This is a genomic window from Streptomyces mayonensis (genome assembly GCF_018982965.1).
Classification (GTDB): Bacteria; Actinomycetota; Actinomycetes; order Streptomycetales; family Streptomycetaceae; genus Streptomyces; species Streptomyces mayonensis.
This window is the reverse complement of record NZ_JACBYP010000005.1, coordinates 104,271-125,751: the sequence shown is the minus strand read 5'-3', so window position 1 is coordinate 125,751 and position 21,481 is coordinate 104,271. Positions and strand designations below refer to the sequence as shown.

The 21,481-nt window shown below is 73.4% G+C and carries 17 protein-coding genes; 10 read left to right on the top strand and 7 right to left on the bottom strand.

The window, feature by feature from the left end; genetic code table 11:
* The first annotated feature begins 9 nt into the window (after nt 1-9).
* The 3 genes from HZS56_RS03285 to HZS56_RS03275 are packed head-to-tail and all read left to right on the top strand — an operon-like array spanning nt 10 to nt 4,826.
* Complete coding sequence (locus HZS56_RS03285) at nt 10-1,101, top strand: TRAFAC clade GTPase domain-containing protein (protein ID WP_308407972.1); 1,092 nt, start codon at nt 10-12, stop codon at nt 1,099-1,101.
* 5 nt (nt 1,102-1,106) lie between these two features.
* A complete protein-coding gene (locus HZS56_RS03280) occupies nt 1,107-2,570 on the top strand; it encodes a GAP1-N2 domain-containing protein (RefSeq protein WP_216719121.1) in 1,464 nt (487 codons plus the stop codon).
* A 3-nt stretch (nt 2,571-2,573) separates the two neighbouring features.
* Complete coding sequence (locus HZS56_RS03275; RefSeq protein WP_216719120.1) at nt 2,574-4,826, top strand: hypothetical protein; 2,253 nt, start codon at nt 2,574-2,576, stop codon at nt 4,824-4,826.
* A gap of 30 nt (nt 4,827-4,856) precedes the next feature.
* Here the strand turns inward: HZS56_RS03275 and HZS56_RS03270 are convergent, their stop codons facing one another.
* The 3 genes from HZS56_RS03270 to HZS56_RS03260 form a co-directional block, all read right to left on the bottom strand.
* Nucleotides 4,857-7,466, bottom strand: a complete 2,610-nt coding sequence (locus HZS56_RS03270) for an NACHT domain-containing protein (protein WP_216719119.1) — start codon at nt 7,464-7,466, stop codon at nt 4,857-4,859.
* Between the two features lie 140 nt (nt 7,467-7,606).
* Nucleotides 7,607-8,575, bottom strand: a complete 969-nt coding sequence (locus tag HZS56_RS03265; RefSeq protein ID WP_216719118.1) for a DUF8017 domain-containing protein — start codon at nt 8,573-8,575, stop codon at nt 7,607-7,609.
* Between the two features lie 145 nt (nt 8,576-8,720).
* Entirely contained in the window at nt 8,721-9,527 is an 807-nt protein-coding gene (locus HZS56_RS03260) for a VOC family protein (protein ID WP_216719117.1), read from the bottom strand.
* 242 nt (nt 9,528-9,769) lie between these two features.
* On the opposite strand from HZS56_RS03260, the gene HZS56_RS03255 reads away from it, so the two are divergent.
* Entirely contained in the window at nt 9,770-10,618 is an 849-nt protein-coding gene (locus HZS56_RS03255; protein WP_216719116.1) for a sulfurtransferase, read from the top strand.
* Nucleotides 10,619-10,827: 209 nt separating this feature from the next.
* Here HZS56_RS03255 and sepH read toward each other — a convergent pair whose 3' ends face one another.
* Nucleotides 10,828-11,904, bottom strand: a complete 1,077-nt coding sequence (sepH, locus tag HZS56_RS03250) for a septation protein SepH (protein WP_216719115.1) — start codon at nt 11,902-11,904, stop codon at nt 10,828-10,830.
* 471 nt (nt 11,905-12,375) lie between these two features.
* On the opposite strand from sepH, the gene HZS56_RS03245 reads away from it, so the two are divergent.
* Nucleotides 12,376-13,272, top strand: coding sequence for a hypothetical protein (locus tag HZS56_RS03245; RefSeq protein WP_216719114.1), 897 nt, complete (start codon nt 12,376-12,378; stop codon nt 13,270-13,272).
* On the opposite strand, the gene HZS56_RS03240 is transcribed toward HZS56_RS03245, so the two are convergent.
* Nucleotides 13,196-14,533, bottom strand: a complete 1,338-nt coding sequence (locus tag HZS56_RS03240) for a D-arabinono-1,4-lactone oxidase (protein WP_216719113.1) — start codon at nt 14,531-14,533, stop codon at nt 13,196-13,198. The two genes, HZS56_RS03245 and HZS56_RS03240, sit on opposite strands and share 77 nt — an antisense overlap.
* Nucleotides 14,475-15,731, bottom strand: coding sequence for an MFS transporter (locus HZS56_RS03235; RefSeq protein WP_216719112.1), 1,257 nt, complete (start codon nt 15,729-15,731; stop codon nt 14,475-14,477). Before HZS56_RS03235 ends, HZS56_RS03240 begins: the two co-directional genes overlap by 59 nt.
* A gap of 186 nt (nt 15,732-15,917) precedes the next feature.
* Here HZS56_RS03235 and HZS56_RS03230 point away from each other — a divergent pair, with 186 nt between their 5' ends.
* Nucleotides 15,918-17,045, top strand: coding sequence for a ferrochelatase (locus HZS56_RS03230; protein WP_216719111.1), 1,128 nt, complete (start codon nt 15,918-15,920; stop codon nt 17,043-17,045).
* Nucleotides 17,046-17,053: 8 nt separating this feature from the next.
* Complete coding sequence (locus tag HZS56_RS03225) at nt 17,054-17,872, top strand: inositol monophosphatase family protein (protein ID WP_216719110.1); 819 nt, start codon at nt 17,054-17,056, stop codon at nt 17,870-17,872.
* Between the two features lie 293 nt (nt 17,873-18,165).
* Here the strand turns inward: HZS56_RS03225 and HZS56_RS03220 are convergent, their stop codons facing one another.
* Nucleotides 18,166-18,339 (bottom strand): hypothetical protein, encoded by a 174-nt coding sequence (locus HZS56_RS03220; RefSeq protein ID WP_216719109.1) that lies wholly within the window; start codon nt 18,337-18,339, stop codon nt 18,166-18,168.
* A 519-nt stretch (nt 18,340-18,858) separates the two neighbouring features.
* Between HZS56_RS03220 and HZS56_RS03215 the strand changes: the two genes are divergently transcribed.
* The 3 genes from HZS56_RS03215 (at nt 18,859) to HZS56_RS03205 (ending at nt 21,468) form a co-directional block, all read left to right on the top strand.
* A complete protein-coding gene (locus HZS56_RS03215) occupies nt 18,859-19,512 on the top strand; it encodes a response regulator transcription factor (protein ID WP_020270563.1) in 654 nt (217 codons plus the stop codon).
* 6 nt (nt 19,513-19,518) lie between these two features.
* Nucleotides 19,519-20,763 (top strand): sensor histidine kinase, encoded by a 1,245-nt coding sequence (locus HZS56_RS03210; protein ID WP_216719108.1) that lies wholly within the window; start codon nt 19,519-19,521, stop codon nt 20,761-20,763.
* Nucleotides 20,764-21,171: 408 nt separating this feature from the next.
* Entirely contained in the window at nt 21,172-21,468 is a 297-nt protein-coding gene (locus HZS56_RS03205) for a DUF4193 domain-containing protein (RefSeq protein ID WP_003993510.1), read from the top strand.
* Nucleotides 21,469-21,481 lie beyond the last annotated feature (13 nt).

Here is a 21,481-nt window from a genome sequence, read left to right as displayed (position 1 = left end):
GGAGTGGACGTGAGACTGCCGTGGCGCCGGAGCCGGGTGTGCCCGCACTGCTTCCGGCGCATCTCCCGGGCGCAGATCACGTACGCCTGCGCGAGCGGCCCCGCCTGCGCCGACGACCGGCGCCTCGCCTCCGCCGACCCGTGGGCCGGCTCCGCGGTGTGCGGAACCTGCGGCCGCACCACCACCCGGCTGCGCTGCACCGCCTGCGCGGGCCGGCTGCCGGAGGGCTACCTGCGCACCCCCGGGAAGCTGGTGGCGCTCGCCGGACCGGTCAGCTCCGGCAAGAGCACCTACGTCGGCGTCCTCGTGCACGAACTGCTGCACCGCCTAGGCGCCGAACTCGACGCCGCCCTGCTCCCCTGCGACGACGACACGATGGCCGACTACCACGACCGCTACGAACGGCACCTGTACGACGAGCAGCAGACCGTTCCCAAGACCGCCGAGCAGGACAGCGGCCGTCCCCTCGTGCACCGCCTCAGCCGCACCCGGCGGGGCCGTTTCGGACGCGCCCGCAGGCGGGTGCTGACCCTGGTCTTCCTCGACACCGCCGGGGAGCACTTCGCCTCCCGCGACCGGATGGAGACCCAGCTGCGCTACTTCCACGCCGCCGACGCCGTCGTCGTCCTCGTCGACCCGCAGGACCTGCCCGGCGCCCCCGTGACGGACGGCGACGGGGTGCCGGGCAGGTCGGGCGACGTACTCGCCCGCGTGCTGGGCCACCTGGACGGCGGCGGGAAGGTGACCGTGCCGGTCGCGGTCGCCCTCACCAAGGCCGACCTCCTGTGGCCGCACCTGCCGGACAACTCCCCGCTCCACCGCACCCGCCGCCCCGGCCCCGTCTTCGACGCCGACGACCGGGCCGCCGTCCACGCCGAGCTGCAGGCCCTGCTGCGGCGCTGGCAGGAACACCAACTCGACGCACGGCTCAGCGAGTTCTGCACCGACTACCAGCTGTTCGCGCTGTCCACGCTCGGTACCGCACCGCGGCAGGGCGGCGGGCTCGGATTCGGCGGCGTCGTACGCCCGCACCGGGTGGAGGACCCCCTGATGTGGCTGCTGCACCGCTTCGGCGCCCTCGACCGGGAAAACGGGAGGTGACAGGCATGGCAGGACAGGCGCACTACACGTCGGCCCCGCCCTCGGCCGACGCACCCCACGGCGGCTTCCGCTTCACCGCCGTCTCCCCGACGGCACGCCCCGCCCTCGACGCCCTGCGCCCGCTCGCTGGACAACCGCCGCCCCCGGGCACGCCCGGTCACGACGTCCCCGTGGCCTTCGCCCACGACCGGCCGGACGGCGACGCGGCCGTGCTGACCCGCACCCGCGCGTCCGGGCAGGACTACACCGGCCGCCGGGGCAACCACTTCTGCCACGTCCTGTACGCCACCCCCGGCGAACTGGCCGGCCTGCGTCCCGTCGAACTGTGGGACACACCCCACTGGGCCCCCGAGCCCGCCCGCCACGACGGCCCCGACCTCCCCGACCTCACCCCGCTCCTCCCCGGCAGCGCCGTCGGTCCCGACCGCGTGGCCCGCCTGCTGGCCGGCCTCGGCGACCCCGGCGTACGCCTCCTGGAGCGGCTGCTCGCCACGACCCTGCGGGCGCTGGCCGGCGAGGGCCCCGGTGCCACCCTCGTCGCCGCGGACGCGGAACGGGTCGTCGACTGGATCGCGGCCGTCTCCTACGCCCTGCCCGCCGGCCTGGCCGCCCGGCTGACGTTCACGACGTACGCCGCCCGGCCGCAGGACGACCACCGCCATCTGAGGGGGACCCTGCCGGACACCGCGGCACGGGCACCGGACCCGGTGTTCCACCTCGACCGGCCGGCCGAGGCGGGCCACGCGGAGCCGAGCGCGACGGCACGGTTCCTCGCGGGCGCGCTGGAGGGCGGGCGCCTCGACCTCCTGGACGCCGTCGCGGACCTGTGGGACGCGGCGGACGCGGGCCCCGCGGACAGCACCCCGACCGGCGTACGACGCCTGAGGGCCGCCTGCGCGCTGCTCGCGCCGGGCGGCGACCCTCTGTCCCTCGGCGGTGCGGACGCCGACCTCGCGGGCTTCGTACGTGCCGTCGCGGAACTGCGGCCGGAGCAGGCGGTTCTGGCCCCGGACCGGCTGCGGGACGCCGCCGCACGCCGTCTCGCCCACCGGACGGCACCCCTCGGCGACGTACGGACCGCGCTCGCTCCCCTGGCCGAGCCCTACCGGGCCGCCGTCCTCGCCGGGCTGCTCGCCGCCCTCGAAGCCTCCGCCGACCTGCGGAACGCCGTACTCGACGCGCAGACGTGCGCGTCCCTGGCCTCCCTGGTCGCCCCCGGCCCCCCTGGACGCCTTGTCGAAGAGGCGCCGGACGTGCTCGCCGCGGCGCCCGCCACCGCGCTGCACGTCCTGCGCCGGGCACCCGGTGAGCCGCGGCCGGCCGCGCTGCGGATCCTGCGGCTCTTCCGGCAGGGGCTGTGGGAGGAGACGGAGACCTACGAGGCCCTGCACGATCTGGTGCAGCCCAGGGAGCCGGAGCGGACGCCAAGACTGCTGTGGCGACGCGGCCCGGCCCGGGAGAGGGAGTGAGCCGTGGCCAACCCCGTGATCCTGCTGCCGGCGATCGTCCTGTTCGTCCTCCTGGTCGTCGGCCACGGCGTCTTCGTCACCCTGCCCAGGCTGGTGTGGACCCAACTGCGCACCGTCTGGCGGATCTTCGGCCGGGCGCCGCACACGCCGCCCGACCCGCACGGCGAGCCCGCCACCCCCGCCTACCTCCGCGTCACCGCCCCGCGCGACCTGCGTGCGACCTGGTGGGACGGACTCGAGCAGCACGAACGGCTGGTCGGCGACGCCGAACGGTTCCTGGCCGACCGGGTGAGCGACGCGTTCCGCCGGCCGCGACCGGGCGGCACCGGCGGGCAGGGCTGCCTGATGCTCTTCCTGCGCCCGGCCTTCCTGCTGACGGTCGTCGCCGTGGTGCTGACCGCGACCGCGCTCACCCTCCTCCCGCTGCTCTTCGCCCTGCTGGTGTGGTCCCTCGGCTGCGCCCTGTGGACCGTGTGGTGGGCGGTCTGGGCCGTCGTCGCGTGGACGGGGCGGACCCTGCGCGGCGCCCCGGCACCGTGCCCGTACCGCGACTGCGGGCGCACCGTCCACCGCCCGGTCAGGCTGTGCCCGAGGTGCCGGGCCGGACACCGGCGGCTGACGCCCAACCGGTACGGCGCCTTCCGGCACCGCTGCCGGTGCGGCACCCGCCTGGGCGCCGTCCTCGGCGTGCGCCGGCTGGACGCGTGCTGTCCGCACTGCGCCAGGGCGCTGCCCGCCGGACACGAACGGGCGCGGGCCGTCGTACTCGTCGGAGGTTCCGCCGCCCAGCGCGCCGGAGTGCACGGGCAGGCGTTGGCCGAACTGGGCGCCGCCTCCGGAGCGGAGCCGCCGCTCGTGCGCACCGGCAGGACGCCCGTCCTGGTGTACGACCCGCTCGGCGACGCCTACGCCACGCAGGAGTCGGTGGCTGCCCTGGACGCGGTGCGGCGGGCCCGCGGACTGCTGCTGGTGGTGGACGACCCCGCCACCCACAGCGATGCCGTGCACGCCGTGACCCGGGTCCTGCACGTCCTCGCCGCCCGGCCCGCGCGCCGCCGTCCGCGCTGTTGCGTACTGCTGTACACCCGCGCCGCAGCGGGCGACGACACCGCTGTGCGCGCCCGGCTGGAGGCGGCCGACGGCGGCCACCTGCTGCGCGCGCTCGACGCCTCGGGCATCCCGGTGCGCTGCGTTCCGACCTCGGCCCTGGCGGGAGCGCTGCGGTGGCTCGCAGGGCTGCCCGGTACCGCGGGCCCGGGGGAGCGGATGGCCCCTCCGCCCGCCCGCCCGGCCGAGGGCGCCGCGCTCCGCCTTCCCCGGCACCGCGCCGCCCGGCACACCATCCTGCTCACCCACCTCGCCGGCTTCCTGGTCGTGCCGCTCGCCCTGGTTCTCCTCGAAGCGGGGGCGCTGCCGCCGGCCGCCCTCTCCGGCCTGCCCGGGAACTACGACAAGTGGCGGCATCCGCTGACCGGTTCGGTCCACGAGGTCGATCTCGCCGCGGCCGCCACCCGGGACTGGCCGAAGCTCAGCACCAGTTACTCGGCACCGGGACATCCGCCGTCCGCCGCGCTGCCGGGCCGTGCGGGCCACTGGTCGGTCGCGGGTGCTCCGCAGCGGAACAACTGGCTCAGGATGGACTTCGGCATGCCCCTGCCGCTGAGCGAGGTGACGGTGGACTTCGACCCGGACAGCGTCAAGTCCCCGTTCGCGCCGGGCGTCGACGTGGAGGGCCAGGCCGGAGTCCGCAAGGTCTACTTCGAGGACCGGCACCCCCACGAACAGGAGCAGGGCGCCTTCCTCAAGAAGACGTACGGCTACGACATGCCCGTACCGGAACCCGTCGACTCCGTCCGCATCGGCCTCGGCAGCGTGCTCGACAAGGACGAGGACAACGAACAGCAGCTCCGGCTGCGGGAGTTCAACCTCCGCTGGACCAGTTCCGACGCGCTGCGCCTGCACCCGGCGGACGGCGGGCGGCTCGTCGTGGAGAACACCACCGCACGCGACCTCGCCATCGCCGTACGGCCGCCCCTGCTGCCCCCGGGCTGGCGGGCCACCCTCGTCGGACGGCCGCCACGGACACTCGGGGCACACGACACGTACGAGGCGCGCTGGCGGATCACCGCTCCCCGCACGACCACGGACCGTGCCCCCGTCGCCTACGCCGTCGACATCAGCGAGGACGACCGGACCGTGACGGCCCGCTGCCTGGCCCTGCTCACGGCCGCCGCGGACGTCGAGCCGCTGTGCTGAGGGCTCGACCGTGCCGACTGTGCCGAGGGCTCAACGGCCACCGGACGACGCGGTCCAGTGCGGCCCCGCGAAGTCGGCCAGGGCGGCGCCGAGCTGAGGATCCACGCGCGACGAGAAGCCGAGCGGCAGGACGAAGAACCAGCCCTCGCCCATACGGGAGCGGCGCGGCGGGCGCGGGGCGTTGCGGAGCAGCCGGACCTGGAGCGCGTAGAAGCGCGCGTCCCGGCCTCGGAGGACCGCGCGGCGCACGGTGATCTCCTCGACGTGCCGCCACTCGTAGGAGAACCGCCTGCGCCCGATCACCGAGGTGACGCCGTCCCGGGTCAGCTCCAGCTCCAGCCGTCGCGGCGGCATGAGGAACCCGGCCACCGTGATCAGGGCCCCGATGAAGGGCCAGACGAGCAGCGCCGCCCAGACGGCCGGGTCCTGCCACTGTCCGGACACGCCGAAGCGGACGACGAAGACGGCCATGAGCGTCCCGAAGACGGTCCAGTGGGCCAGCGGCAGCCTCCGCGACCGGCCATGGAGGCGGAAGTGGTCCGCGGTGCGTTCCACCGTGAAGTCGCGGGACTCCGCGAGCACAGGGAGGGCACGCGTCCCGGGGCCGGGCGACGCCGCCCTTCCCCGCTCCCGTGCGCGCCGCCCCGCGAGATGTTCCTGGAGCCTGCGGTTGCGGAAACGGTAGGTGCCGCCCGACAGTTGCAGCAGGCCGGCACCGCGTGCGTCCGTGAGGAACGTCATCAGCGACCAGGGCACCCGTCCCGTGGCCGCGAGGGAGCACTTGGCGAGTACCCAGCGGCTCCACGGGCTGAGCAGCACCAGTACCGCCGAGGCGCCCGCCCAGGCGCCGACCGCCGCTGCCCAACCGCCACTGCTCCCGCCGCCGAGCCAGAAGAACGCACCCGCACCGGCGCCGATGAGCGGCGCGATCAGCGTCAGCGTCGTGACGAGCGCGCCCTGTTCGCCGCGCAGGAGGTCGTTGGGGGTGGCGGCGTCCACGGTGTCGGCGGGCGCCGCGTACACGATCATCAGCAGAACGGGCAGTACGCCACCGACCGAGAACCAGACCAGAACGGGCTCCGGCGACACGAAGACATACAGGCAGAGAAGGACGACGACCAGGGCGGGGCCGCCCGCGAGGGCCGCGAGGCGGAACAGCGGACCCACCCGCGTGTGCCGGTCGAGCGAGCGCAGGGCGTGGACGAACAGCAGCGGATTGGCGCTGCGCCGCGGCTCGGCGAGGCGCTGGCCGAACCAGGACGCGGTCACCGACCGCGCGACGGCGGCGAAGACGACCCCGCCGGCCACCGACGTCGTCACGCTCAGGTCGCCCAGCGGGGAGTCCTCCGCATAGCCGGACATACCCGCCCTGATGACGAGGGAGAGCAGAATGCCGGTCGCCAGCAGCGCGGGGCCGGCGAGCAGCCGGGGCAGAGGTGCCGTGTACAGCCGCCACCAGGCCAGTTCGGACTCCTCGCGGCGGCTCAGCAGCAGCGCCAGGTACGACAGCCAGGCATCGGCCCGTTCGGCGTCCCAGGTGCGGGGCGGGTGGAGCCGGCCGGGCTCCGGTGGCCGCGGCGGGAACGCGGCGGGCACGATCCGGTCGAGCAGGTGCGCCTCGACGGCCTCCCGGGTCGGGAACCGCGCCCGGTCCGCCAACTCCCCCGGGTCCGCCGGATGCTGTTCATACGTCCGCCGTACCAGCCACACCATCAGGGGACTGGTCAGGGCCCAGGCGACCGGCGCGGAGGGTTCGTCGCGCAGCGTCCGGAGCAGGCGGGCCCAGACGGCGGCGCGGGCCGGAGGCCGGGCCCGGCGGAGGTAGTCCGCCACCTCGCCGGGACGCAGCGGCAGCGACTCGATCACCGTGGCGTGCCGCAGTCCCTTGCCCTCCCGGTCGAGGCGCTCGTACTCGGCCGTACGGGACACCAGTACGGCGTCCCCCGCGCCGCCGAGGCCGGAGTTGAGGGCGTCGAGGACCTCGGCTCGGCGCGGACCGGGCAGTTCGTCGAGGCCGTCGAGGACGGGCAGCACCCGCCGCTCCAGGACCAGCCGGCGGGCCGGGTGGACGCCGTCCACGGGCGGCAGACCGGGATGGTCCTGGCGCAGCCGGTCGATCAGCCACTCGGTGAGCGACTGCCGCCGGGCGTCCCAGGACTCCAGCGACATCACCAGCGGGATCGGCACGTCCTCCTCGCCCTGGGTGAGCCGCCGGGCGAGGAGTTCGAGGGTGAGCAGGACGGAGAGCACGGTCTTGCCCGACCCGGCGCTGCCCAGCACGACCAGCCGCCGTCGGGGCCGGAGCCTGAGGAAGGTCCCGGCGATGGTGTCGGCCCCGGAGCCCACGGGCACGTACTCCCCCGAGGAGGCGACCCGTCGGCTGGGCGTCCAGCGCACGGGCAGCGGCTCGGGGTCGGTCGTGTCCCAGGCGTCGGCCTCGGCCCGCCACCGGAACAGGAGACTCCGTGCGAGCCTCCGCTCGGCCGCGGCCAGCGGAGCGTCGTCATCGGGCGGCGGGGGCTCCACCCGCAGCGTCAGATTCAGATCGCCCTCGAGGATCCCGATCTGGATCAGATAGTCGGCCGTGCAGTCGACCGCGGTGTTGGTGATGTGCGGCCCACCGCCGGAGTCCCTCGTCATCTGTGCCCGCCCCCGTTGTCACGCGGCCCACTGTACTCATGCCTCACCCGCTGCCGCCGGACCCCGGCACCACCTGCTCCCGCCCTCCCGGGGGGACGTATCGAACACCAACTCGTCTCAAAGGGCGCCGACTTCACGGCTCAGGAATCCGTCGGATCCCCGTGGAGGCGTACCGTGCTGAGGATCTTCATGATCGTCGAGTCCGCCAGCTCGTCCTTCACGCCCGTGGCGCCGTAGAGACACCACGCGACGAAATCGCCCGCGGAGTTCTTGAAGCCGAACATGATGGCCTTGCCGTCACTCGCGCACTTGCCCTCGCGGGGCGTGTTGCTGGACCGCGCCCAGGCGAAGCTCCCCTCGACGCCGGACTTCGTCGTGTACGGCGTCGCCTTCGCGTCGCGGGTGATGCTCTTCGTGTCCGGCTGCGTGTAACCGCCGTACACCCACCGGTCCACCTGGCTCAGGGCCGCGTCGCCGGCGCTCTCGGCGCCCCTCGCGCCCTTGGTGCCCACCGCCGCCAGCGCGGTGGTGTCCATCCGCCCGTCAGCGTCGTCGTCGGACACGCACCAGTCGTCCTCGAGGATCGCGGGCGCGCCCATGACGATGACCGTCTTGCCCCAGTTGTCGGGATTGCTGTAGTCGACCTCGACGTCCTCGAAGCCGGTCAGCAGGCCCGGCGGCCTGACATCCCACTCAGGGGGCACGTCGAAGGCCGTGCCCCGCTTGGGATTGACGACGACCTTCCACCCCGGGACGGTCGGCCGCTCGGTCGTGCCGCCGGACGGCTCGCCGGACGCCGGCACGCTCGCCGACGCACTCCTCGACCCGCTCGCCGACGCCTTGGCGTCCCCGCCGCCGGCGTCGGGGGTGTCGTCCTCGTCGCCGCCGAGGAACAGGACGCCGGCCGCGATGACGGCTGCGACCACGGTCGTGGCGGCGACCACGGCGGCGGCCTTCGCCCGTCTCCCACCGCCCCCGCCGCCGGGCTGCTGCGGCGGCCCCGGCTCCTGGTACGGATTGCGCGGGTGGGGGTGCGGGCGGGGGTTCTGCTGGTAGGGGTTCTGACTGTGCCGGTTCTGCTCACCCTCGGGCGGCTGTCCTGACCACATGTCAGCAACGATAGTGCCGTGCTTTTTTGAAGGGGGGCGTTCTGCGGTCGACCTGGAGGCCGGCCGGGTTGCAGAGGGGACGCGGCCGGGCCGGCTCGGGGTGGGGGGCAGTGCCCGAGCCCTACCGGCCGCGGAAACCGTGACGTCAGCGCCGGGCCTCCAGGAGCGCGAAGCGTGCCCCCTCCGGGTCCGCCACCGTCGCCACCCGGCCGTGGGGTGTGTCCCGGGCGGGCTCGACGACGTGGCCGCCCAGACCGACGAGACGTTCCACGGCCGCCGCCGCGTCGGCCACCTCGAAGTACGTCGTCCAGTGCGGACCCCGGTCGCGCGCCAGGCCGTTGCCGACGCCGCGGACACCGGCGACGGGGCGGCCGTCGAGGCGCAGGGTCACGTAGTCGGCGTCGGCGGCGGCCGCCGGTTCCAGTTCGAAGCCGAACACCGTCTCGTAGAACTTGGCGACGCCCGCCGTCTCGAAGGTCGTCAGCTCGTTCCACGCGGGAGTGCCGGGCACTCCCGTGACGGCGGTGCCGAGGTGGGCCGCGGCCTGCCAGATGCCGAAGACGGCGCCCGACGGGTCGGAACCGATGGCCATCCGGCCGGCCTCACCGGCGTCCAGCGGGCCGACGCCGAGCGTGCCCCCGCACAGACGGACCGTTTCAGCCGTTCGGTTGACGTCGTCGGAGGCGAAGTAGGGCGTCCAGGCGACGGGGAGTTGACGGTCCGGGGGCAGCCGGCCGACACCCGCCACTTCGCGCCCGTCCAGCAGTGCCCGCGCGTAGGGGCCCAGTTGCTGCGGGCCGGGCCGGAACTCCCAGCCGAACAGGGCGCCGTAGAAGCCGTGGGTCGCGGCCGGCCCGTGCACCATCAGACTCACCCAGCAGGGCGTGCCGGGCGTGTTCCGGGCGTTCGGCTCGTCGCCCGGGCCGTCCTCCGACCCCCGTGCGTCGGTCATCGTCACTCTCTTCTCGGCCCTGCGCGGGCCGTGCGTCCGCTTGCGCCGCGCTCCGACGGACCCCGCGCCGAGGCCGGCACCCGTGCCGGTGCCGCGCGCAGGGGGCGCGCTTCGTGGGACAGCCCGGGAGTCCGAGTGGTACAGCATGTGCCCGAACCCGTACGCCTCGTGATCGGTACTGTCCGGCGGGCAGAGTAGCCCGACATCGACGCCTCGGCCACTCGGTACGCCAGGATGGGGCCATGAACGCCATCATCTCCGCACCCGAACTCGCCGGCGAACTGGCGGGTACCCGTCCGCCCGTCCTGCTCGACGTCCGCTGGCAGCTGAGCGCGGCCAAGGCCGCCGGCGCCCCGCCCTTCGACGGCCGTGCCGAGTACGCGGCCGGCCATCTTCCCGGTGCCGTCTACGTCGATCTGGACAGCGAACTCGCCGCCGCGCCCGGTACGGGCGGCCGCCACCCGCTGCCGGACGTCGCGGAGTTCGGCGCGGCGATGCGCCGGGCGGGCGTGTCGGCCGGCCGGCCGGTCGTCGTCTACGACGGCGGCCAGGGCTGGGCGGCCGCGCGCGCCTGGTGGCTGCTGCGCTGGACGGGTCACCCGAACGTGCGGGTCCTCGACGGCGGGTTGCCGGTCTGGGAGGGGCCGCTGTCGACGGACGTGCCCGCGCCCGAGGAGGGCGATTTCCGGCCGGTGCCGGGGGAGTCGGGGCTGCTGGACGCGGACGGCGCCGCCGCGCTGGCCCGCACCGGCGTGCTGCTCGACGCCCGCGCGGGGGAGCGGTACCGGGGCGACGTCGAGCCGATCGACCCGGTCGGCGGCCACATCCCGGGTGCCGTGTCCGCGCCGACGACGGAGAACCTGGCGGCGGACGGCCGCTTCCTGGCAGCCGGCGAACTCCGGGCGCGTTTCAGGACGCTGGGGGCGGAGGACGGCGAGGTGGGCGTCTACTGCGGCTCGGGCGTGTCGGGCGCCCACGAGGTGCTCGCGCTGGCGGTGGCGGGCATCCCGGCGGCGCTGTACGCGGGGTCCTGGTCGGAGTGGTCCGCGGACCCGTCCCGGCCGGTCGCGACGGGGCCCGAGCCGCAGTAGCCCTCCCGTCCCCGGCCGGTCGCGGTGGGACGCTCCGCACCGGGCGGCACACGCCGTCAGCACGGCACGTGCCGCCCGGCACGAACCGTCCCGTCACCGACCTCGCGACCGGCGCCGACGACCGGCCGTCCGCTCCTGCCGCTCCGCGCCTACTGGTCCCGCGTCTGCTGCTCCCGCGTCTACCGCTCCGGCGGCAACTGCCCTCGCGCCTACTCCTGCTTCTTGCGCCGCGTGCCGAAGACGATCTCGTCCCAGCTCGGCACCGCCGCGCGGCGCCCCGGACGGACGCCGTCGGCCTCGGCCTGGCGGTCGGTGGAGCCGGTGAGACGGTCGCGGTGGCTGGCCACGGCACGCGGCATCAGCACGTCGGCGTAGGCGGAACCGGCCGACGCGGCGGGCGCCGGAGGCTCCTCCACCTCGGGCTCCTCGACGGGCTCCTCCGGCGGTTCCGGAGCACGCTCGGGCACCACCAGGTCGCCACGGAAGCTGGGGACGGCCTCCAGCAGGCTGGTGAGCGAGTCCCGGTCACGCTCGGCCGAGGCGGTGACCGCGGTGGCCACGTTCTCGTCGTCCTGCTCGGACGGTCCCGGAGGCAGGCTCGGCCGCTCCCGCGGCTCCCGCTGCTCCCGGTCGAGGGTCCGGTCCAGCGGCCGGTCGCGCGGCAGCCGTGCGATGCGCGGCACGAAGGGGAAGCTGGGCTCGGGCGCGGCGAGGTCGTCGGACTCGCCGATCAGCGCGCGTGCCTCCGCGTCGACGGCCTGGACCAGCCGCCGCGGCGGATCGTAGGTCCAGCTCGCCGAGTGCGGTTCGCCCGCGACCAGGTAGACCAGCAGTACTTCCCAGGTGCCGTCGTCGCGGCGCCAGGAGTCCCACTGCACCGTGTCCTTGTCGGCGCCGCGCAGCAGCAGCCGCTCCTGCACGGCCTCGCCCAGGGGCGGTCCGGAGTTCTCCCCGGGCCGGCGGACGGGGGTCTTGCGGGCGCGCTCCGCCATGAAGGCGCGCTCCGCCAGCACCGGGCCCTCGAAACGCCGCACGCGGTCGACGGGGATGCCGGCCATCTGGGCGACCTCTTCCGCGGTCGCACCGGCTCGTATACGCGCCTGGATGTCGCGGGGGCGGAGATGGCTCTCCACCTCGATCTCGATCTGGCCGAGGCGAGGACGGTCGCCGCGTACGGCGGCCCGGAGCCGCTCGTCGATCGGAAGCGTGTACTCCGTGCTGTCCGCAGCCTTCAGCACCAGCCGTGTGCCGTCATTCGAGACGGCCACGACACGCAGTTCGGGCATGGGGACCTCCCGGGTGGTGCCTGCCGACGTCACGTGCGTCGCTGCTTCCGCTCTGTCGAGTGTGACCTGCCCGGGTGCAGCCTGCCACAACCTTGCCGAGTTGCCCGGCGTGTCGGGCACGGGCCCTGGATCGCCGTTATGGCACGGTTACCTATTCACAACGATAAGTGACCAACTCCGTCACCCTGTGCAACTAGCCCCCTCCCGGCGGTCCTTCAAGGCGCCGAACCCCCTGTCGGGAGACCGGACCCAGGGCTCGCCACAGTACTCCATTCGGACCACGTGCGTGGATCGGCGCGCCGCCCAACTTCCGGCAAGAGGGGTACCGGGCCGTCTCCGGCGCGATTTTCGCGATCTTGGGCGTGGTGAACTTCACGCAATCACCAGAAACGGAACTAATGGTTTCGTCCGCACGTCCCTTTCTCGTGCAGTTGATCGAACCCGTGCGGGAAAGGCAGGCAAGGTCCGAGGATGCGTGGAAAGTCCGACGGTGCAGACGAGACGGACGTGGGGACGGAGGGCGGGGCGAGGAGGATCGACCTGAGTGTGCCCCAGGTCGCGGGCAGCGCCCTCGCCGCGGTCGTGGCCGCCAAACTCGCCTCCTCCTTCGGCGTGTACGGCACGATCCTGGGGGCCGGGCTGATCAGCGTGGTCGCCACCTGCGGGGGCTCGGTCCTCCAGCACTTCTTCAAGCGCACCGGCGAGCAGATCCGGGTGAAGCGCACGGTCGGCGCGGTGCGGACGGGCGGGACCTCCGGTCCGGCACCGGCCTCCGGCGCGGCAGGTGCCGCGGCCCCCGGCCTGCACGGCGGGTTCACCGAGGGCACCGTCTACCGTGCGCGGGCCACGGGATGGCGGCGCCCGGTGGTCGCGGCGGCGCTGGTCTTCGGGGTCGCCATGACCGGCATCACCACCTACGAGCTGGCCTCGGGCCAGAACCTGAGCGGCGGCCACAGCACCACGGTCGGCAGCGCCTTCACCGGTCACGGCAAGTCCGCCGCCACACCGGGTGGTTCGGGAGACTCCGGCGAATCCACCGGAACCGGTGACTCCGAGGACGCGCAGGAGGGGCGGGGCACGGGCGGTTCCGGTGACGCGGGTGGCTCCGGTCGGGAAAGTGACGCACCGGCCTCCACACCGTCCGCGGCCCCGGACGCCACCGGCGGCAGCACGTCCCCGGACAGCGGCTCAGCCGAGGACGGCGCTACGGCGTCCAGTCCGGCGCCGACCGGGGACGCCACCGGCGACCAGGGCTCCGACGGCGGCGGAACCCCCGACCCCGGCGCCTCGGCTACGGCCCCAGAACCCGGCGCAAGTAGTCGTTCAGGAACAGACGGTCCGGGTCAAGACGGTCCCGCAGCGCCGTGAACTCGCCGAAGCGCGGATACACCCGGGAGAAGTACCCGGCGTCCCTGGTGTGCACCTTGCCCCAGTGCGGCCGGCCCTCGTGCGCCGTGAAGATGCGCTCGGCGGCGGTGAAGTACGCCTGGTACGGCGTCCCCCGGAACATGTGCACGGCGATGTACGCGCTGTCGCGGCCCGAGGCGGTGGACAGGGCGATGTCGTCGGCCGGGGCCGTGCGCACCTCGACCGGGAAGCTGATCCGCAGCGGCGACCGGTCGACCGTCGCCCGCAGTTCGCGCAGCGCCCCGACGACGGCCTCGCGCGGAACGGCGTACTCCATCTCCACGAAAGGCACCCGGCGCGGGGATGTGAAGACCTTGTAGGGGGTGTCGGTGTACATCCGCGCGGAGAGCGCCCGGCTGGAGACCCGCGCGATCGCCGGAACGGTGGCCGGCACCGCGCGGCCGAGCCAGTTGGCCGCGTGGAAGACGCCGTTGGACAGGAACTCGTCGTCCAGCCACCCCTGGAACCGCCCCACCGGCCGCTGGGGACCGGCGCTCCGGTTGTTCCGCTTGGTGTTGGTGTTGCCGGTGTGCGGGAACCAGTAGAACTCGAAGTGCTCGTTCTCGGCCCAGAGCTCGTCGAACTCGGCGAGGACCCGCTCGAAGGGCATCGGTTCCTCGCGGGCCGTCAGCAGGAAGGCCGGTTCCACGGCGAAGGTGATCGCGGTGACCACGCCCAGTGCGCCGAGGCCGATCCTGGCGGCGGCGAACACCTCGGGGTTCTCGTGCTCGGAACAGGTCAGTACCGAGCCGTCCGCCGTGACCAGTTCGAGGCCCCTGATCTGCGCGGCGATCGAGGCGGAGTCGCGGCCGGTGCCGTGCGTACCGGTGCTGGTGGCTCCGGAGACGGTCTGCTCCATGATGTCGCCCATGTTCGTCAGCGACAGCCCCTCGCGCGCGAGGGCCGTGTTGAGCCTCTTGAGCGGAGTGCCCGCCTCGACCGTGACCGTCATGGCGTCGCGGTCAATGCTGCGGATGCCCGTCAACAGTTGAGGGCGGATCAACATCCCGTCCGTCGCGGCTATGGAGGTGAAGGAGTGCCCGGTACCGACCGCCTTGACCCGCAGCCCGTCCTCGGCGGCCCTGCGCACGACTGCGGCCACTTCGTCGACGGAGGCCGGAGCGGCCTCCCGCGCGGGGCGCGCCGAGACGTTGCCGCCCCAGTTACGCCAGATGCCGTTCCGGCCGCTCGTCCTGCCGCTCGCCGTGCGTGTGCTGCTCAACGGTGCCTCCCCGACGCGAGTCCGGCCGCTTGAGCCGGCGGTACCCGACGAAACCGACCGCCACCGCGACGGCCCCGGCCACCGCCGGAACCCCGTACCCGGCACGCGCTCCGGAGGCGTCGATCACCCAGCCGCCCGCGGAGGAGCCGAGGGCGACCCCGACCGCGAGCCCGGTGCTCACCCAGGTCATGCCCTCGGTGAGCTGCGCGCGTGGTACGTGCTCTTCGATGAGGGACATCGTCGTGATCATCGTGGGAGCGATGGACAGACCCGCAACGAACAGCGCCACGGCCAGAAACAGCAGGTTTCCGACCAGTAGGAGGGGGATCATACTCACGGCCATCGCGCAGACGCCCAGCAGCCAGCGGCGCTCGGGCGGCCCGGCGAAGCGCAGTACCCCGAAGACCATGGCCGCCGTGCAGGATCCCGCCGCGTACAGCGCGAGGACGAGGCTGGCGAGGGCCTTGTGCCCCTCCTCCTCGGCGAACGCCACGGTGACCACGTCGATGGAGCCGAAGATCGCTCCCGTGGCGGCGAACGTACCGACCAGCACCCGCAGACCCCGCGAGCGCAGTGCCGTGCCGCCGCCCCTGTGCTCGCGCGGGTGCGGGGCCGGTTCGGTGGCGCGCTGCGAGGTCAGCCAGAAGACGCCCGTCGCCAGGAAGCAGGCCGCGAGCAGGGGCCCGGCCTCCGGGAACCAGGCCGTGGACAGACCGATGGAGACGATCGGTCCGAAGATGAAGCAGATCTCGTCCACCACGGACTCGAAGGAGTACGCAGTGTGCAGGTGCGGCGTGCCCCGGTACAGGGCCGCCCAGCGGGCCCGGACCATCGCGCCGAGGCTCGGTACGCAGCCGACGCCGACGCAGGACGCGAACAGCACCCAGTCCGGCCACCCGTAGTGCGCGGCCGGCAGCAGCACGGCCGCCGCGGTGAGCGACACGAGGGTCGCCGGGCGCAGCACCCGGCGCTGGCCGTACCGGTCCACCAGGCGGGAGACCTGCGGTCCCGCGACGGCGGCCGCGAGCGCGATGGTGGCCGACAGCGCCCCGGCCAGTCCGTACCGCCCGGTGAGCTGCGAGATCATCGTCACCACGCCGATGCCCATCATCGACAGCGGCATCCGGCCGAGGAAGCCCGCGGCGGAGAAACCCCTGGTGCCGGGGAGGGCGAACAGAGCGCGGTAGGGACTGGCCAACGAGGTCTCCGGGTGCGGCGTCGGACACGGCCGGGCAAGGCGCGGTCACGGCCCGGGTAAGCCGTGAACACAGCCGATACAGCTTACGTGCCGCAACGCCCGGAAACACCCCCGCGGACCAGGCGGGACACACGGCCGGTACCCCGCCGTTTCCCCACTGTCAGTGCCGGGTGGCAGGATCGAGGCATGCCAGACGTGCTCGATGCCAGCCCCTACGACTCCCTGCTCCTGCTCTCGTTCGGCGGCCCCGAGGGGCCGGACGACGTGGTCCCGTTCCTGGAGAACGTGACCCGCGGGCGAGGCATCCCCAAGGAACGCCTCAAGGAAGTCGGGCAGCACTACTTCCTCTTCGGCGGCGTCAGCCCCATCAACGACCAGAACCGCGCCCTCCTTGACGCCCTGCGCAAGGACTTCGCCGAGCACGGCCTGGACCTGCCGGTCTACTGGGGCAACCGCAACTGGGCGCCGTACCTGACGGACACCCTGCGCGAGATGGTCCGCGACGGCCGCCGCCGCATCCTGGTCCTCGCCACCAGCGCCTACGCCTCGTACTCGGGCTGCCGGCAGTACCGCGAGAACCTCGCGGACGCGCTCGCCGCCCTGGAGTCCGAGGGGCTGGAACTGCCGGAGGTCGACAAGCTCCGGCACTACTTCAACCACCCGGGCTTCGTCGAGCCGATGGTCGACGGACTCGTCCGCTCCCTCGCCGAGCTGCCCGAGGAGGTGCGGGACGGCGCCCACATCGCCTTCTGCACCCACTCGATCCCCACCTCCGCCGCCGACACCTCAGGACCGGTCGAGGAGCACGGCGACGGCGGGGCGTACGTGCGCCAGCACCTGGACGTGGCGCAGGTGATCGCCGACGCCGTCCGCGAGCGCACCGGCGTCGACCACCCCTGGCAGCTCGTCTACCAGTCCCGCTCCGGCGCCCCGCACATCCCGTGGCTCGAGCCCGACATCTGCGACCACCTGGAGGAGCGGCAGGCGGCGGGCGTTCCCGCGGTGGTGATGGCCCCGATCGGCTTCGTCTCCGACCACATGGAGGTCCTGTACGACCTCGACACCGAGGCCACGGCCAAGGCGGAGGAGCTGGGGCTGCCGGTGCGCCGCTCCGCCACCGTGGGCGCCGACCCGCGGTTCGCCGCCGCGGTCCGCGACCTCGTCGTCGAGCGGGCCGACCGCGAACGCGGCGGGGCCGTCGCTCCGTGCGTCCTCGGCTCACTCGGCGCGAGCCACGACCTGTGCCCGGTCGGCTGCTGCCCCGCCCGTGCCCCCCGGCCCGCCGCCGCGGGCGCCGACAGTCCCTACGCGTGAGGAAACCCGTGACCGACGTGACGACCGACCCGCTCCACGCCGACCTGCTGGAGATCGCCCGGGAGGCCGCCCACCGCGCGGGCACGCTGCTGCGGGACGGCCGTCCGGCCGACCTCGCGGTCGCCGCCACCAAGTCCAGCCCGATCGACGTGGTCACCGAGATGGACATCGCCGCGGAGAAGCTGATCACCGGGCTGATCGCCGACCGGCGGCCCGACGACGGGATCCTCGGCGAAGAGGGTTCCGCCACGGAGGGCACGAGCGGCGTCCGCTGGGTCGTCGACCCGCTCGACGGCACGGTCAACTACCTCTACGGGCTGCCGACCTGGGCCGTCTCCATCGCCGCCGAGCAGGACGGCGAGCGGGTGGCGGCGGCGGTCGCGGCGCCGATGCGGGGGGAGGCCTACCACGCGGTGCTGGGCGGCGGGGCCTGGGCGACGGGAGCCTGGGAGGGCGAGCGCAGACTCTCCTGCCGGGCCGCGGCCCCGCTGGACCAGGCGCTGGTCTCCACCGGTTTCAACTACGTCGCCGACGTCCGCGCGGAGCAGGCCGAGATCGCGCGGCGGCTCATTCCGCTGGTCCGGGACATCCGGCGCGGCGGCTCCGCCGCGATCGACCTGTGCGACGTCGCCGCGGGACGCCTCGACGGGTACTACGAGCGGGGCCTGCACCCCTGGGACCTCGCGGCGGGCGACCTGATCGCCCGCGAGGCGGGCGCGGTGACCGGAGGGCGGCCCGGCGAGCGCCCGTCCGGCACCCTGACGATCGCGGCCACCCCGTCCGTCTTCGCACCCCTCCAGCGCCTCCTGACGGACCTCGGCGCGTAGGCCCGGCCCGCCGGGCGGGGCACCGGCACCGCCCGGCGGGACCAGCCGCAGCAGCGGCGAGACCGCCGCGCCCTGCCACGGGCGGCGCCGTGCGAGCGGGCGGGCCGCGCCCCGGTCGCTGCCCGGCCGACGACGGTTCCGCCCGCCTGCTGCCCCGCCCGCCCGGGCCGCGCACCGCCGCCGGACGGCCACCCGCACGACGAAGCCCCGGCGCTGGATCCCGCCGGGGCCTTGTCCTTGTCCTGCTTGTTCTGCTGGCCCTGCCTGCCCTTCACGGACTGTTCACGAGCCGGTCAGGCGTTGGTCGCGCCGACCTCCACACCGTGCTCGGCAGCGAGGCGGCGCAGATCGTCGAGCTCTCCCAGCTCCACCTCGACAAGGAACTCGTCGCCCTCGTCGCGGGCCCGGGACAGGTCGGACTCGGTCGTCTTTATGCGCTGCAGAAGTCCTGCGGTGAAAGCGTCCATGCTGCGCCCCCTCGTCCTGGTCGTGGGTCATTGGCACGGGGGTGTGCCGTTCGGAAGGGGCGATCACGTCTCCTGCGGAGTGCCCAGCGCTGCCCGGCCGGGCAGCGACGGTGCCGGACACCCACGCCCGCTCTGCGGAAGCGGACCACCGCGTACCGCGCGGTGACGCGGTACGGGCAGAGCGTGATCGCGGGGTGTAAACCCGTCCTCCCCCAGCTCCCCTTCGCGGAAACCTCAACCGCGCGAGAAAATCTCGCATTCCCGCTTCCGTACCTTTTCCGGCTCCCGGCGCCCGGCCTCTCGCTCCCGGTCCCTCGCTCCCGGTCCCTCGCTCCCGGTCCCTCGCCTCCTCGCCGCCGGGGCCGCGCCCTGGTCCCGCTGTCCCCTGTCCTGCGGCGTCCCCTGTCTTACAGCCGACTTATGGCTGAAAAGGGCAGGATGGAGGCAACACACCCACCAGGCCCCTGCCCTCGTGCGCCCGACAGGCGGGCGCGGGCGGACACAGGAAGGACAAGCGACGTGCGCGTACTCGTCGTCGAGGACGAGCAACTGCTCGCCGATGCGGTGGCCACCGGACTTCGCCGGGAGGCCTTGGCCGTCGACGTCGTGTACGACGGTGCGGCCGCCCTGGAGCGCATCGGCGTCAACGACTACGACGTGGTCGTCCTCGACCGCGACCTCCCCCTCGTGCACGGCGACGACGTGTGCCGCAAGATCGTCGAGCTGGGCATGCCCACGCGCGTGCTGATGCTCACGGCCTCCGGCGACGTCAGCGACCGGGTCGAGGGCCTGGAGATCGGCGCCGACGACTACCTGCCCAAGCCCTTCGCCTTCAGCGAGCTGATCGCCCGCGTGCGCGCCCTGGGCCGGCGCACCAGCGTGCCCCTGCCGCCCGTCCTGGAGCGGGCCGGGATCAAGCTCGACCCCAACCGCCGCGAGGTCTTCCGCGACGGCAAGGAGGTGCAGCTCGCGCCCAAGGAGTTCGCGGTTCTCGAAGTGCTCATGCGCAGCGAGGGCGCCGTGGTCTCCGCGGAGCAGTTGCTGGAGAAGGCCTGGGACGAGAACACCGACCCGTTCACCAACGTCGTGCGCGTGACCGTCATGACCCTGCGCCGCAAGCTCGGCGAACCGCCCGTCATCGTCACCGTGCCCGGCTCCGGCTACCGGATCTGATCGACCGTGGCGACGACACCCGCGCCCCCCGGGGCGCCTCCGAAACCGACGTGGGACCCGCGCTCGGCCACCCCCCTGCCGTGGCTGCGCCCCACCATCCGGATAAGGCTCACGCTGCTGTACGGCGGCATGTTCCTCATCGCCGGCATCCTGCTGCTGTCGATCATCTACCTGCTCGCCGCCCAGGCGGTGCGCAGCGGCAACCAGCCGCTGTACAAGATCGTCGACTTCACCGACCTCAGGGTCTCCAGCAGCGACTGCCCCGTGGTCGACAACGGCAACCTGTCGCTGTCCGACTTCAACGCCGCGATCAGCGACTGCATGGACCACCAGCGCAAGGTGGCCCTGGACAACCTGCTCAGCCGCTCCCTCCTGGCGCTCCTCGGTCTGGCCGTGATCGCCTTCGCCTTCGGCTACGCGATGGCCGGACGCGTCCTCTCGCCGCTCGGCCGGATCACCCGCACCGCACGCGCCGTGGCAGGCTCCGACCTGTCCCGCCGGATCGAGCTGGACGGCCCGGACGACGAGCTGAAGGAGCTGGCGGACACCTTCGACGACATGCTGGAGCGGCTGCAGCGGGCCTTCACCGCCCAGCAGCGCTTCGTCGGCAACGCCTCCCACGAGCTGCGCACTCCGCTCGCGATCAACCGCACCCTCCTCGAGGTGCACCTGTCCGATCCGAACGCGCCCGTCGAGCTCCAGCAGCTGGGCAAGACCCTGCTGGCCACCAACGAACGCAGCGAGCAGCTGGTCGAGGGGCTGCTGCTGCTCGCCCGCAGCGACAACCAGATCGTCGAACGCAAGCCGGTGGACCTCGCCGAGGTGGCCGGGCAGGCCCTCGACCAGGCGCACGGCGAGGCGGAGGCCAAGGGCGTCGAGATCCGCGGCACCCGCGAGGCCGCGGTGGTCCAGGGCAACGGCGTCCTGCTGGAGCGGATCGCCCTGAACCTCGTCCAGAACGCCGTTCGCTACAACGTGGCCGAACACGGCTGGGTGGAGGTCACCACGGCGCTGGAGAACGGCCAGGCGGTCCTCGTGGTCACCAACACGGGACCGGTCGTCCCGGCGTACGAGGTCGACAACCTCTTCGAGCCCTTCCGGCGGCTGCGTACGGAGCGGACGGGCAGCGACAAGGGTGTCGGCCTCGGGCTGTCCATCGCGCGGTCCGTGGCCCGCGCGCACGGCGGACACATCTACGCGCAGCCGCGCGAGGGCGGGGGGCTCGTGATGCGCGTCACCCTGCCCGTCTGAGATCATGACCTCGACATCCCTTGTTCGAGGCCCAGGAATGTTCGCTTTTAGCGGAATTCCCAGGCCATCGGCCCGGGCATCGCCTGTGTGATCGATCACAGCGGAGGCTTTCTCGTCATCCACTCTCCGTGATCATGCACCCTGTCGGAAAGCCGGGAAAATCCCGGTTTTCAGGGGTCCTGATCACGGGAAGTACACGGTGAGACGCCTTTGAAGTGCGGTATTACGACCGTGTACGGTCCCCATCGCCATCCAAGCCGATCACTCATGAGGAGTCCGGTTGGGTGTCGATTGAGTAACAGACCTTGATGTGAGGCAAAATCTCCGCCTCAGGTCGGGCACAAGTCCGGCCTCTCACGCGTTACGTGCGCTGAAGACACCGCAGACACCCAGAGGGGGAGAGCGACCATGGCAACCGATTACGACACTCCACGCAAGACCGACGACGACGTCGACTCGGACAGCCTCGAAGAGCTGAAGGCCCGGCGGAACGACAAGTCCGCCTCGGCCGTCGACGTCGACGAGTTCGAGGCCGCGGAAGGCCTCGAACTGCCCGGAGCCGACCTCTCCAACGAGGAGCTGGCGGTCCGTGTACTGCCGAAGCAGCAGGACGAGTTCACCTGCATGAGCTGCTTCCTGGTGCACCACCGCAGCCAGCTGGCCCGGGAGAAGAACGGTCAGCCGATCTGCCGCGACTGCGACTGAGGCGGGGTCGGCC

Bases quoted from the DNA above. Each gene is read 5' to 3' on its own strand.
- sepH (WP_216719115.1), bottom strand. From the start codon at position 11,904: ATGCCCGAACTGCGTGTCGTGGCCGTCTCGAATGACGGCACACGGCTG.
- HZS56_RS03270 (WP_216719119.1), bottom strand. From the start codon at position 7,466: ATGACGAGGGACTCCGGCGGTGGGCCGCACATCACCAACACCGCGGTC.
- HZS56_RS03220 (WP_216719109.1), bottom strand. From the start codon at position 18,339: ATGGACGCTTTCACCGCAGGACTTCTGCAGCGCATAAAGACGACCGAG.
- HZS56_RS03265 (WP_216719118.1), bottom strand. From the start codon at position 8,575: ATGTGGTCAGGACAGCCGCCCGAGGGTGAGCAGAACCGGCACAGTCAG.
- HZS56_RS03260 (WP_216719117.1), bottom strand. From the start codon at position 9,527: ATGACCGACGCACGGGGGTCGGAGGACGGCCCGGGCGACGAGCCGAAC.
- HZS56_RS03255 (WP_216719116.1), top strand. From the start codon at position 9,770: ATGAACGCCATCATCTCCGCACCCGAACTCGCCGGCGAACTGGCGGGT.
- HZS56_RS03205 (WP_003993510.1), top strand. From the start codon at position 21,172: ATGGCAACCGATTACGACACTCCACGCAAGACCGACGACGACGTCGAC.
- HZS56_RS03280 (WP_216719121.1), top strand. From the start codon at position 1,107: ATGGCAGGACAGGCGCACTACACGTCGGCCCCGCCCTCGGCCGACGCA.
- HZS56_RS03230 (WP_216719111.1), top strand. From the start codon at position 15,918: ATGCCAGACGTGCTCGATGCCAGCCCCTACGACTCCCTGCTCCTGCTC.
- HZS56_RS03245 (WP_216719114.1), top strand. From the start codon at position 12,376: ATGCGTGGAAAGTCCGACGGTGCAGACGAGACGGACGTGGGGACGGAG.